Consider the following 12,349-nt stretch of genomic DNA (forward strand, 5'->3'; position numbering starts at 1 on the left):
GCGGGAACCGCCGCGCGTACCGGGCGGCGCGCCACTCACCCCGCCACCGAGAAGGGCCGGTAACCACTGTGCCGATCCGTAATGACGCAGCCACCACGGCTTTCTGGCTCGCCGGCCGAGAGGCGACCGGCGCGGAGACCTTCGAGGTCACCTCGCCCTGGGACGGCCGCACCGTCGGCACCGTGAGCGTGCCCACCGAGGAGCAGGTCGAGGAGGCCGTGGCCGCGTCCGTCGCGGTGCAGGCCGAGCTCGCCGCCACCCCCGCGCACGTGCGCGCCGCCGCGCTGGACCACGTCACCAAGCGCCTGGTGGAGCGTACGGAGGAGATCGCGCAGCTGATCTCCGCGGAGAACGGCAAGCCGATCAAGTGGGCGCGCGGCGAGGTCGGCCGCGCCGTGTCGGTCTTCCGGTTCGCCGCCGAGGAGGCCCGCCGCTTCAACGCCGGCGAGGCCATGCGCCTGGACACCGACGGCGGCGGCGCGGGCCGTCTCGCGCTGATCCGCCGGGTGCCCAAGGGCACCGTGCTCGGCATCGCGCCCTTCAACTTCCCGCTCAACCTGAGCGCCCACAAGGTCGCCCCGGCGATCGCCGCCGGCGTCCCGATCATCCTCAAGCCCGCCCCGGCCACCCCGCTCTCCGGCCTGATCCTCGGCGAGCTGCTCGCCGAGACCGAGCTGCCGGCCGGTTCGTGGAGCATCCTCCCGGTGCCGAACGACCGGATGCCCGCGCTGGTCCAGGACGAGCGGCTGCCGGTGATCTCCTTCACCGGTTCCGAGACGGTCGGTTACGCGATCATGGACTCGGTGCCGCGCAAGCACTGCACCCTGGAGCTGGGCGGCAACGGCGCGGCCGTGATCCTCGCCGACTACGCCTCCGACGCGGACCTGGACTGGGCCGCGCAGCGCATCGCGACCTTCTCCAACTACCAGGGCGGCCAGTCCTGCATCTCCGTGCAGCGCGTGATCGCCGACGCGAGCGTGTACGACCGGCTGCTGCCGAAGATCGTCGAGCGCGTCGAGGCGCAGGTCACCGGCGACCCGACGGACCCCGCGACCGAGGTCGGCCCGCTGGTCAGCGAGGCCGCCGCCGAGCGCGTGGAGTCCTGGGTGGACGAGGCCGTGCAGGCCGGCGCGCAGCTGCTGGCCGGCGGCAAGCGCGAGGGCGCCACGTACGCGCCGACCGTGCTCGCCGACCTGCCCGAGGGCACCACGCTGGCGTGCGAGGAGGTCTTCGGACCGGTCCTGTCCGTCCAGAAGGTGGACGGCGAGGAGGCGGCCTTCGCCGCCGTCAACAGCTCCAAGTACGGCCTCCAGGCGGGCGTGTTCACGCACGACCTGCAGACCGCCTTCCGCGCCCACAAGGTGCTGGAGGTCGGCGGCGTGATCATCGGCGACGTGCCGTCGTACCGCGCCGACCAGATGCCGTACGGCGGCGCCAAGCAGTCCGGTGTGGGCCGCGAGGGCGTCCGCTACGCGATGGAGGACTACACCTACGAGCGAGTGATGGTGATGACCGGGCTGGAACTCTGACGCTTCCGGCAACAGAGCCGGACACTGGACAGCAGGGGCCGGGGCGCGTATCGGGCGCGCCCCGGCCCTCCGGTTTGCCCGCATGCAGGCGGCGCCCTCCTGCCGTAAATATGGGAATCATTTTCATGTAGGCTGGCGGTCGTACCGCACCCCTCGTCACAGGAGGCAGTCATGGCCGTCCCGAAGCGGAAGATGTCCCGCGCCAACACCCGGCACCGCCGTTCCAACTGGAAGGCCGGCATGCCCGATCTGGTGCCGATCACCATCGACGGCAGCCAGTACACCGTGCCGCGCCGTCTGGTGAAGGCGTACCAGCGCGGGCTGATCGATCCTCCGCGGGCCTGACGGCGGAGGGCCGGACGGCGGGCCCGGGGTCACGGCTCCGCGTCCGTGTGCGCGAGGACTGGTGCAAGTCGTGCGGATCGGGTACAGACTCACAAGTAGCACTGACCGGTAGCCAGCCCGGGCAGGCCACTGACCGGTAGCCGATCCCGGCGGACCGGTACGGACCACCGACTCCGCGGTGAGGTGACCCTCCTCATGACGGCTCCATCCACCCGCAACGTCTCCGAGCGCGAAGCCCGGCAGGTCGCCGAGGCGGCCCGCGAACAGGACTGGCGGAAGCCCAGCTTCGCCAAGGAGCTGTTCCTGGGGCGCTTTCAACTCGATCTGATCCACCCCCACCCCACCCCTGCCGCGGAAGCGGTCCAGCGTGGTGAGGAGTTCCTCGCCAAGCTCCGCGACTTCTGCGAGACGAAGATCGACGGTGCGCGCATCGAACGCGAGGCGCAGATCCCCGACGAGACCATCAACGGGCTCAAGGAGATCGGCGCGCTCGGCATGAAGATCGACACCAAGTACGGTGGCCTGGGGCTCACCCAGGTGTACTACAACAAGGCGCTTGCGCTGGTGGGTTCCGCCAGCCCCGCGATCGGCGCGCTGCTCTCCGCGCACCAGTCGATCGGCGTACCGCAGCCGCTGAAGCTGTTCGGCACACAGGAGCAGCGGGACCAGTTCCTGCCGCGGCTGGCCCGTACGGACATCTCCGCGTTCCTGCTCACCGAACCGGACGTAGGTTCGGACCCGGCCCGGCTGGCCACCATGGCCGTACCGGATGGGGACGACTACGTACTCGACGGCGTCAAGCTGTGGACGACCAACGGGGTCGTCGCCGACCTGCTCGTCGTGATGGCACGCGTACCGAAGTCCGAGGGGCACAAGGGCGGCATCACCGCCTTCGTCGTCGAGGCGGGCTCGGACGGCATCACCGTGGAGAACCGCAACGCCTTCATGGGCCTGCGCGGCATAGAGAACGGCGTCACCCGCTTCCACCAGGTACGGGTGCCGGCAGCGAACCGCATCGGGCCGGAGGGCGCGGGCCTGAAGATCGCGCTGACCACGCTCAACACGGGTCGGCTGTCGCTGCCCGCGATGTGCGTCGGCGTCGGCAAGTGGTGCCTGAAGATCGCCCGCGAGTGGTCCGGGGTGCGCGAGCAGTGGGGCAGGCCGGTCGCCAATCACGAGGCGGTCGGCGGGAAGATCTCCTTCATCGCGGCCACCACCTTCGCGCTGGAGGCCGTCGTCGACCTCTCCTCCCAGATGGCCGACGAGGACCGCAACGACATCCGCATCGAAGCGGCCCTCGCCAAGCTCTACGGCTCGGAGATGGGCTGGCTGATGGCGGACGAACTGGTGCAGATCCGCGGCGGCCGCGGCTTCGAGACCGCGGAGTCGCTCGCCGCGCGCGGCGAACGGGCGGTCCCCGCCGAACAGGTGCTGCGCGACATGCGCATCAACCGGATCTTCGAGGGCTCGACGGAGATCATGCACCTGCTCATCGCCCGCGAGGCGGTGGACGCCCACCTCTCCGTCGCCGGTGACCTCATCGACCCCGACAAGTCCCTCCAGGACAAGGGGAAGGCCGCGGCACGGGCCGGCGGCTTCTACGCCCGCTGGCTGCCCAAGCTGGTCGCCGGGCCGGGCCAGGTGCCCGGTACGTACGCGGAGTTCGGCGAGCTGGCGACGCACCTGCGGTTCGTCGAGCGGAACTCCCGCAAGCTCGCGCGCTCCACGTTCTACGCGATGTCGCGCTGGCAGGGCCGGATGGAGACCAAGCAGGGCTTCCTCGGCCGGATCGTGGACATCGGCGCCGAGCTGTTCGCGATGAGCGCCGCGTGCGTACGGGCCGAGCACCTGAAGGCCGCCGGTGAGCACGGCCGCGAGGCGCACCAGCTGGCGGAGGTGTTCTGCCGGCAGGCCAGGATCCGGGTCGAGGAGCTGTTCGCCAGGCTGTGGACCAACACCGACGACCTGGACCGCAAGGTCGTGGCCGGGGTGCTGACCGGTACGTACGCCTGGCTGGAGGAGGGCGTCATCGACCCCAGCGGCGACGGTCCGTGGATCGCCGACGCGACGCCGGGGCCCGCGCAGCGGGAGAACGTGCACCGGCCGATCAGGTAGGCGCGCACGACACCTTCCGGTGGACGTGCACCGGCGGATCCGGTGACGGGCGGATCCGCCGGTGACGGGACGGGGGACGGGCCGGTCCTCGCGAGCAGGGGACCGGCCCGTACTGGGTCCGGGCAGGGGACAGGCCCGTACTGGGCGGGGCAGGGGCGGCGGCCTCAGGCGGCCCGCAGCCGGTGGAAGCGGCGGCCGAACCAGGCCAGACCCGTGCCGTCCTGCCGGATGCGCAGCCGCTCGATCCCCATGAAGAGCACGCTGTGCGAGCCCATCGGGGTGACCTCACGGATCGTGCCGACGGCCGCGACCACGGCGTCCCGCAGCACCGGCACCGGCTCGGCCGCCTCCCACAGGTCCCAGGCGAAGCGCTCGGCCATCGTGGTCCCGGTGGCGCCGGAGAAGTGCCGGGCGAGCTCCTCGTGGCCGCCGTCCAGCACGTTCAGGCACAGCCGCCCGTTGGTACGGAACACCTCGTGCTGGGCGCTGCGCCGGTTGATGCAGACCAGGAGGGTCGGCGGGGAGTCGGTGACCGAGCAGACGGCGCTGACGGTGAGGCCGCAGCGCCCGGCCGGGCCGTCCGTGGTGAGCACGGAGACCGCGGCCGGCAGCCGGGCCATCGCCTCGCGGAAATCCGCGGCGGCCGGTCCTTCGGTGGTCATGGCCGGGGCCCCCTTCACATCGTTCCCCTCGTGTGTCACCTCGTGCGCCCGCCGCTTCCCGTGGGCGGTCTCCGTGCGCTTCCCGTATGCGGTGTCCATCCGCCTCACCTCATGTACAGGCCGCCGTTGGCGTCCCAGCAGGCGCCGGTGACGGAGGCGGCGTGGTCGGCGGTGAGCAGGGCCACCGTGTCGGCGATGAACGCGGGGGAGCCGAGCGTCCCCACCGGGATGCCCGCGACCACCGCCGCGAGCCTGTCGGCGGGCACGCTCTCGCGCACCACCGGCAGGTCCAGCGGCCCCGGCGAGACGGCGTTGACCGTCACCCCGCGCCCCGCCAGCTCCCGCGCGAACACCTTCGTCAGCGTCAGCACCCCGCCCTTGGCGGCCGCGTAGTGCGCGCCGGTGGCCGTGCCGCCGTTCTGCCCGGCGAGCGAGGCCAGATTGACGATCCGGCCGAAGCCGAGGTCAGCGAAGTGCGCGCCGAACACCTGGCAGCCGAGGAACGCGCCCTCCAGGTTGGTGGCCACCACCTCGGAGAAGCTCTCCGGAGAGATCGCCATCAGCTCCTCGACCTGGGACCGCCCCGCGTTGTTGACCAGGATGTGCGGCCCGCCCCAGCGCGCCGCGAGGTCGTCGCGGGCCGCCTCGAAGCAGTCCTTGCGCCGTACGTCCAGGAAGAGGCCCGTGGCGCGCTCACCGGCGGGGTCCAGCTCCGCCGCCGCGGCCGCCGCGCCCGCCGCGTCCAGATCGCCCAGCGCGACCCGGTGACCGGCCGCGAACAACCGCTCCGCGATGGCCCGGCCCAGGCCGCGCGCGGCGCCGGTCACCAGCGCCACCCGGCCGGCGGGCGCGGCGGCACCGCCGGTCATCGCGCGGCCTCCTGCTCCGCCGCGGGCAGCGCGACGTCCTCGCGCACGGTCAGCGGGCGGCCGACGCGCGCCTCGATCCTGGCGTACCGCCACAGCGCGTGCTCGCCGATCCGGGTCGTACGGAAGAGGTTGCAGGCGGCCGCGACGGTCGGCTGGTCGACGACGTCGGCCAGCAGATAGCAGGTCCACGGCCAGCCGCCGGACGGGCCGACCACGTGCTGGTCGTCGTCCATGGTGCCGAGGAGGGACACGCCGGGCAGCGCGGCCAGCTCGCCGGTCATCGCGGAGAACGCCTGCCAGACCTCACCGATCCGGTCGGTGGGCAGGTCGAAGAAGTTCTGGTTGACGCCGATGCAGAAGAGGACGCGCAGGGGACGGTCGGCCGGTTCGGTCATGGGTTCCTTCGCTCGCTTTCGGTCGGTACGGGGGTGCGGGAGGGCGGTTCGGTCGGTGCGGGGGTGTGGTTCGGTCGGTGCGGGGGAGCGGGAGGGGGATCCGCGGTACGGGATGCGGGAGGCCGGCCGGGATCACGGGTAGCCGGGGAACGGCTCGGCGCCGAGGAGCACCGCGCCGGCCCCGTCGTAGATGCCCTCCCCGAGGAAGGCGTGCAGCGGGACCACGGAGGCGTCCCGCAGCCGGCGCTGAAGGGCGTGATCGGAGGCCGCGGCCCCGGTGCCCGCGAGCTGGTAGGCCGTGCGGACCACGTCGAAACCGGTGCGTGCCGCGTGCGTCGCGGCCAGCCGCAGCAGGCTGGTGCGCTCGCGCCCCGCCTCCTCGCCGCGCGCCACCGCGTCGTACACCTCCTCGGTGATCTCGTAGAAGAACGCGCGGGCGGCGCGCAGCCGGGCCTCCGCCTTCGCCACCCCCATGCGGTAGTACGCGCGGCCGGCGAGCCGGGGCGCGCCGGTCACGCCGGTGCCGCCGCCGTCGCGGATCACCTGGTCCAGGGCGGCGCGGGCCACGCCGAGGTTCACCACCGCCAGCACCTGCGCGGCGTACGCGAGCGTGGGGTAGCGGTACAGCGGCTCGTCGACGCTCGGGGCGCCGCCGCGGACGAACGTCCGCTCCTCGGGGACCACCACGCCGTCCACCGCGAGGTCGTGACTGCCGGTGCCCTCCATGCCCACCGCGTCCCAGTTCTCCACCACGCGGACCTGCCCGGGGTCGAGCACCGCCGTGCGCGGCCGTCCCGCGCCCGGCTCGCCCGTGCCGATCCCGACCCCGATCAGGTCGGCGCCCAGGCAACCGCTGGCGAACCGCCACCGGCCGCTGACCTCGAAGCCGCCCGCGACCCGCTCGGCCGGCTGGATCGGGAACAGGCCGCCGGCGAAGGCCAGGTCGGGCCCGTCGGCGTACAGCTCGGCGAGGGTTTCCAGGGGGAGCGCCGCGAGATAGACGCCGGAGAAACCGAAACTCGCCACCCAGCCCGCCGATCCGTCCACGGCGGAAATCCGCTCGATCATGGCCAGGAAGCGGGCCGGCGGCAGGGCGTCCCCGCCGAACCGGCGCGGCGTACTGGCACGGTAGACCCCGGCCTTTTTGAATTCCGCCACCATGTCCTTCGGCACATGCCGCTTTTCGGTGAACTCCGCGCTCCGACGGGCGACCTCCGCGAGCATCGCGGCGAACTCCGGTGCTGCGCACTGCGCCGACTCCGGGACCGTGGGTGAATCCGCTCCGGCTGCCATGGAAACTCCTCGCCTCGCTGGTCGGAACCGCCTCAACTGGCTTTGCTCGGCGGTGAGTTCGACGCTACGGGTGGGCCGTGGCGGCCACAATGGGAGAACCCCCGGGCCGGTACGGGAGGTTTCCTTGCCCCGATGGGGATTTCCCTTACTCCGAGCCCGACAGGAGGGCGCAGACCCTTACTCCGCGGCCAGTGGCAGGGCGAAGGAGAACACCGCGCCGCGCGACGCGTGATCGTCCGCCCGAATGCGGCCGCCGTGCCGGGTGATGATGCGGTGGCTGAGCGCCAGCCCGATTCCGCTGCCGTTCTCCTTCGAGGTGAACACCCCGTCGAAAATGCGGTCCCGCGGAATTCCGGCCAGCCCCGGGCCGTGGTCCCGTACCCGCAGTTCCCCGTGCTCCCCGGCGCGCCGCGTCGTGATCTCCACCCGGCGTTCCGCCGGCGGCAGCCCCGCCACCTCGTCGATCGCGTTGAACGCCAGATTGAGCACCACCTGGCCGATCAGGACCGCCTCGCAGCGCACCGGCAGCGGCTCCGCCGACAGCTCCAGCGCGACCTCCGCGCCGCGCTGCCCGGCCCGCAGCCGGAAGAAGTACGCACAGTCCTCGACGATCGCGTTCAGGTCGGTCAGCTGCTCGGACTGCTCCAGCCGCATCACATAGCTCCGCAGTCCGGCGATGATCCGGCTGGCCCGCTCGATCTGCCGGCTCGCGTGGTCCAGGCCCCACAGCACCGACTCCTGGTCCGCGCCGCCGCCGGCCGCGAGCCTGCCCCGCGCGCCCGCCACGAAGTTCGAGGCGGCGGCCAGCGGCTGGCTCAGCTCGTGCGCGATGGCCATGGCCATGTCGCCCATCGCGTTCTCCCGCGCCAGATGGTTCAGCTGCTGCAGATCGCGGCGGTGCTCCTCCTCCTCGCGCACGCGGTCGGTGATGTCGTGGAACAGCAGCAGCGCGCCCCGCAGATCGCTCTCGATGTCGATGCGCTGGCAGGTGGCCGCGAACCACTTCACCGTCGCGTCGCCCGCCGCCATCCGGTACCGGGCGTGCTGCGGCGGCGCCCCCGCCCGCGCGGCCGCCACCGCCCGCCGCAGCTCCGCCGCGGACCCGCCCCGGCACCGGGCCGCGAGATCACTGCCGGTCAGCGCCGCGGCATCGGTACCGAGCAGCTTGCCCGCCGACTCACTCGCATAGGTGACCCGGGCGTCGTCGTCCAGCACCACGATGCCCTCGGCGAGATTCGGCAGGAACGCCCGCAGCCGGCCCTCCGTCCGGAACAGGTCCCGGCGCACCGCCTTCTCCTCGGCGATGTCCCGGAACTGCACCATCACCACCGCACGGGACGGCAGGTCCACCCGGATCGCGATCGCCTCGGTCAGGATCTCCTCGCCCGAACGGGACCGGTAGCACCACTCCGTGGCGCTCGTGCCGTGCTCCGCCGCGCGCTGCAGCCACGCCACACCGGTCTCCCTGCGGTACTGGCGCGCATTGCCGCTCATGTCCGGCGCCTTCAGCGGCCGCAGCTCGTCCACCGAGAAACCCAGCAGGTCGCAGGCGGCCCGGTTGGCCCACAGGATGTCCTTGGTCCGGGCGTCGTGCACCAGCACGCAGTACTTCAGCGCCTGCACCAGCCGCCGGTAGCCGTCCTCCTCGCCCCACGCGTCCGCCTCGGGATGGTCCATTCCGCCTCTCACTCCGCTCTCACCCGGCGGACGGACCCAGCCCCGCCCGGTACATGTCGCGCGCCAGCGTGGTGATGCTGCGCGCGCCGGTCTTCTCCCGGATACGGGTGCGGTGCACGTCCACCGTCTTGACGCTGATGCCCAGCCGGGATGCGATGTTCTTCCCGGCCAGCCCCTCGATGACCAGGTGCAGCACCTCGCGCTCGCGCGGACTGAGCCGCGCCAGCCGGGTACGCAGCGCCCGCTCCTCGGCAGCCCGCGCGAACCGTTCCTCCGCCGTGCGCAGCGCGCCCTGCACCACGTCGAGCATGTGCTGCGGGTCGTACGGCTTCTCCAGGAAGTCCACCGCGCCCCGCTGCAGCGCCCGTACCGACATCCGGATGTCACCGTGCGCCGACACGAAGACCACCGGGATCACTGAGCCCGCCCGGTTCAGCTCCTCCTGGAGCTGGAAACCGCCCGCGCCCGGCATCCGTACGTCCAGCACCAGGCAGGCCGGCCGCGCGGGATCGTAGGACGCCAGGAAGGTGCCGACGTCGTGATAGCAGCGCGAGGCGATGCCGACCGACTCCAGCAGCCACGCCAGCGACGCGCACAGCTCCCGGTCGTCGTCGACGATGTGCACGACGGGCGCGGTCACCGGCTCCCCACCTCACAGTTCGTTCACGGCTCACCGAAACGTTCACCCAGAGGCTAAGCAGCGGCAGCCGCCGACGACAGGGCCCACCCATCCGCCGCCTGTACGGGATATGCCGGGGTGACTACGGCTTTCCCCGATTGACAGCGGGCTCCCCGCACCACCCCACGTGCCTCCCGACGCCCCCGCCCGGACCGATCATCCGCGAGCTGGTGTCCGCACTCCGGACGTGACCGGCCACAATGGTGCCCATGACGGAATCCCTCGCCCATCCGCATCTGCGTTTCACCCCGTCGGCCGCCGCACCCGGTGAGCCACGCGACATCGTGATCCTCGGCTCCACCGGCTCCATCGGCACCCAGGCGATCGATCTCGTCCTGCGCAACCCCGGCCGCTTCCGCGTCACCGGCCTGTCCGCGGCGGGCGGCCGGGTCGCGCTCCTCGCCGAGCAGGCCCGGCAGCTGCGCGTCGGCACGGTCGCGGTGGCCCGCGAGGACGTGGTGCCCGCGCTGCGCGAGGCGCTGGCGGAGCAGTACGGAGCGGGCGAGCCGCTGCCGGAGATCCTGGCCGGACCCGACGCCGCCACCCAGCTCGCCGCCACCACGTGCCACACCGTCCTGAACGGCATCACCGGCTCCATCGGCCTCGCCCCCACCCTCGCGGCCCTGGAGAGCGGCGCCTCCCTGGCGCTCGCCAACAAGGAGTCGCTGATCGTGGGCGGCCCGCTGGTCAAGGCGCTCGCGAAGCCCGGCCAGATCGTCCCCGTCGACTCCGAGCACTCCGCGCTCTTCCAGGGCCTGATGGGCGGCCCCCGCGAAGAGGTGCGCAAGCTGGTCGTCACCGCCTCCGGCGGCCCGTTCCGCGGCCGCAGCAGGGCCGAACTCGCCACCGTCACGCCCGAACAGGCCCTCGCGCACCCCACCTGGGCCATGGGCCCCGTCATCACGATCAACTCCGCGACCCTGGTCAACAAGGGCCTGGAGGTCATCGAGGCACACCTGCTGTACGACGTGCCCTTCGAGCGCATCGAGGTCGTCGTCCACCCGCAGTCCTACATCCACTCCATGGTCGAGTTCACCGACGGCTCCACCCTCGCCCAGGCCAGCCCGCCCGACATGCGCATGCCCATCGCGCTCGCCCTCGGCTGGCCCGAGCGGATCCCCGACGCGGCCCCCGGCATCGACTGGACCAAGGCCCACACCTGGGAGTTCTTCCCGCTCGACCAGGAAGCCTTCCCCTCCGTACCGCTCGCCTGCCACGTCGGCACCCTCGGCGGCACCGCACCCGCCGTCTTCAACGCCGCCAACGAGGAATGCGTCGACGCATTCTTGAAGGGCGGGCTGCCCTTCACAGGAATTGTCGATACGGTCGCCGAAGTCGTCGCCGAGCACGGCACGCCCGCTCCGGGAACCTCCCTGACCCTCTCGGACGTACTGGAAGCGGAGACCTGGGCGCGCGCCCGCGCCCGCGAACTGGCCGCCCGCGCGGCACGCACACCATCGGAGGCCCGCGCATGACGACCTGGATGACCATCCTCGGCATCGTCGTCTTCGTCGTCGGCCTGCTCTTCTCGATCGCCTGGCACGAGCTGGGTCACCTGTCGACGGCCAAGATGTTCGGCATCCGCGTGCCGCAGTACATGGTCGGGTTCGGTCCGACGATCTTCTCCCGCCGCAAGGGCGACACCGAGTACGGCATCAAGGCCATCCCGGCCGGCGGCTACATCCGCATGATCGGCATGTTCCCGCCCGGCGACGACGGCAAGCTCTCGGCACGCTCCACCTCACCCTGGCGCGGCATGATCGAGGACGCCCGCTCGGCCGCCTTCGAGGAACTGCAGCCCGGGGACGAGAAGCGGCTGTTCTACACCCGTAAGCCCTGGAAGCGCGTCATCGTGATGTTCGCCGGGCCGTTCATGAACCTGATCCTCGCGGTCGTGATCTTCATGAGCGTCCTGATGGGCTTCGGCATCAACACCCAGACCACCCAGGTCGGCTCGGTCTCCGACTGCGTCATCGCCGCCTCGGCCAAGACCGACAAGTGCCCTTCCGACGCCAAGGACTCCCCGGCCAAGGCCGCCGGACTGCGGGCCGGCGACAAGATCGTCGCCTTCGACGGGCGCCCCGTGCCCGACTGGAACACCCTCCAGCAGGCCATCCGCGACACCACCGGACCCGCGACGATCACCGTCCGGCGGGACGGCGCGGAGAAGGTGCTGCAGGCCGACCTGATCAAGAACAAGGTCGCCAAGACCGACGGCCACGGCGGCTACGTCACCGACCAGTACGTCACCGCCGGCTTCCTCGGCTTCACCCCCGCCAGCGGCATCGTCCGGCAGGACTTCGGCCAGTCCGTCGACCGCATGGGCAACATGGTCACGCAGGGCGTCGACTCGCTGATCGCACTCCCCGGCAAGGTCCCCGACCTGTGGAACGCCGCCTTCAACGGTGGCGAGCGCAAGCAGGACTCCCCGATGGGCGTGGTCGGCGCGGCCCGCGTCGGCGGCGAGGTCTTCTCCCTGGACATCCCGCCCTCGCAGCGGGTGGCGACCATGCTCTTCCTGGTCGCGGGCTTCAACCTCTCCCTCTTCCTGTTCAACATGCTCCCGCTGCTGCCGCTGGACGGCGGACACATCGCGGGCGCCCTGTGGGAGTCGCTGCGCCGCGCCTTCGCCAAGGTCTTCCGGCGCCCCGACCCCGGCCCCTTCGACGTGGCGAAGCTCATGCCCGTCGCCTACGTCGTCGCCGGGATCTTCATCTGTTTCACGCTGCTGGTGCTGGTCGCGGACGTGGTGAACCCCGTACGGCTGACCGGCTGACAGGACGCC

General features: G+C 72.0%; 11 protein-coding genes. 5 read left to right on the forward strand and 6 right to left on the reverse strand.

The window, feature by feature from the left end:
* Positions 1-68 precede the first annotated feature (68 nt).
* The 3 genes from ABZ840_RS10480 to ABZ840_RS10490 all read left to right on the forward strand — a co-directional run bounded on the left by ABZ840_RS10480 (position 69) and on the right by ABZ840_RS10490 (position 3,989).
* The gene (locus tag ABZ840_RS10480) at positions 69-1,529 is read left to right on the forward strand and encodes an aldehyde dehydrogenase family protein (RefSeq protein ID WP_361556389.1); all 1,461 of its coding nucleotides are present in this window, start codon (positions 69-71) and stop codon (positions 1,527-1,529) included.
* 171 nt (positions 1,530-1,700) lie between these two features.
* Positions 1,701-1,874, forward strand: a complete 174-nt coding sequence (gene rpmF / locus ABZ840_RS10485) for a 50S ribosomal protein L32 (protein ID WP_361556392.1) — start codon at positions 1,701-1,703, stop codon at positions 1,872-1,874.
* 195 nt (positions 1,875-2,069) lie between these two features.
* Positions 2,070-3,989: an acyl-CoA dehydrogenase family protein gene (locus tag ABZ840_RS10490; protein WP_361556395.1), complete on the forward strand. Its 1,920-nt coding sequence runs from the start codon at positions 2,070-2,072 to the stop codon at positions 3,987-3,989.
* Positions 3,990-4,153: 164 nt separating this feature from the next.
* On the opposite strand, the gene ABZ840_RS10495 is transcribed toward ABZ840_RS10490, so the two are convergent.
* The 6 genes from ABZ840_RS10495 to ABZ840_RS10520 form a co-directional block, all read right to left on the reverse strand.
* Complete coding sequence (locus ABZ840_RS10495) at positions 4,154-4,750, reverse strand: flavin reductase (protein ID WP_361556398.1); 597 nt, start codon at positions 4,748-4,750, stop codon at positions 4,154-4,156.
* Positions 4,751-4,755: 5 nt separating this feature from the next.
* Complete coding sequence (locus ABZ840_RS10500; protein ID WP_361556401.1) at positions 4,756-5,520, reverse strand: SDR family NAD(P)-dependent oxidoreductase; 765 nt, start codon at positions 5,518-5,520, stop codon at positions 4,756-4,758.
* The gene (locus tag ABZ840_RS10505; RefSeq protein ID WP_361556404.1) at positions 5,517-5,915 is read right to left on the reverse strand and encodes a hypothetical protein; all 399 of its coding nucleotides are present in this window, start codon (positions 5,913-5,915) and stop codon (positions 5,517-5,519) included. The genes ABZ840_RS10500 and ABZ840_RS10505 overlap by 4 nt, the downstream gene beginning before the upstream one ends.
* 132 nt (positions 5,916-6,047) lie before the next feature.
* On the reverse strand, positions 6,048-7,208 hold the full coding sequence (locus ABZ840_RS10510; protein ID WP_361556407.1) for an acyl-CoA dehydrogenase family protein: 1,161 nt from the start codon (positions 7,206-7,208) through the stop codon (positions 6,048-6,050).
* Between the two features lie 177 nt (positions 7,209-7,385).
* A complete protein-coding gene (locus tag ABZ840_RS10515; protein ID WP_361556410.1) occupies positions 7,386-8,885 on the reverse strand; it encodes a PAS domain S-box protein in 1,500 nt (499 codons plus the stop codon).
* 19 nt (positions 8,886-8,904) lie between these two features.
* Positions 8,905-9,525, reverse strand: coding sequence for a response regulator (locus tag ABZ840_RS10520; RefSeq protein WP_361556413.1), 621 nt, complete (start codon positions 9,523-9,525; stop codon positions 8,905-8,907).
* A 248-nt stretch (positions 9,526-9,773) separates the two neighbouring features.
* Here ABZ840_RS10520 and dxr point away from each other — a divergent pair, with 248 nt between their 5' ends.
* Complete coding sequence (dxr, locus tag ABZ840_RS10525; RefSeq protein ID WP_361556416.1) at positions 9,774-11,039, forward strand: 1-deoxy-D-xylulose-5-phosphate reductoisomerase; 1,266 nt, start codon at positions 9,774-9,776, stop codon at positions 11,037-11,039.
* Positions 11,036-12,340: a site-2 protease family protein gene (locus ABZ840_RS10530; RefSeq protein WP_361556419.1), complete on the forward strand. Its 1,305-nt coding sequence runs from the start codon at positions 11,036-11,038 to the stop codon at positions 12,338-12,340. Before dxr ends, ABZ840_RS10530 begins: the two co-directional genes overlap by 4 nt.
* The last annotated feature ends 9 nt before the right edge of the window (positions 12,341-12,349 follow it).

It is taken from the genome of Streptomyces sp. NPDC047117, from assembly GCF_040643545.1.
In the GTDB taxonomy this organism is placed as follows: Bacteria; Actinomycetota; Actinomycetes; order Streptomycetales; family Streptomycetaceae; genus Streptomyces.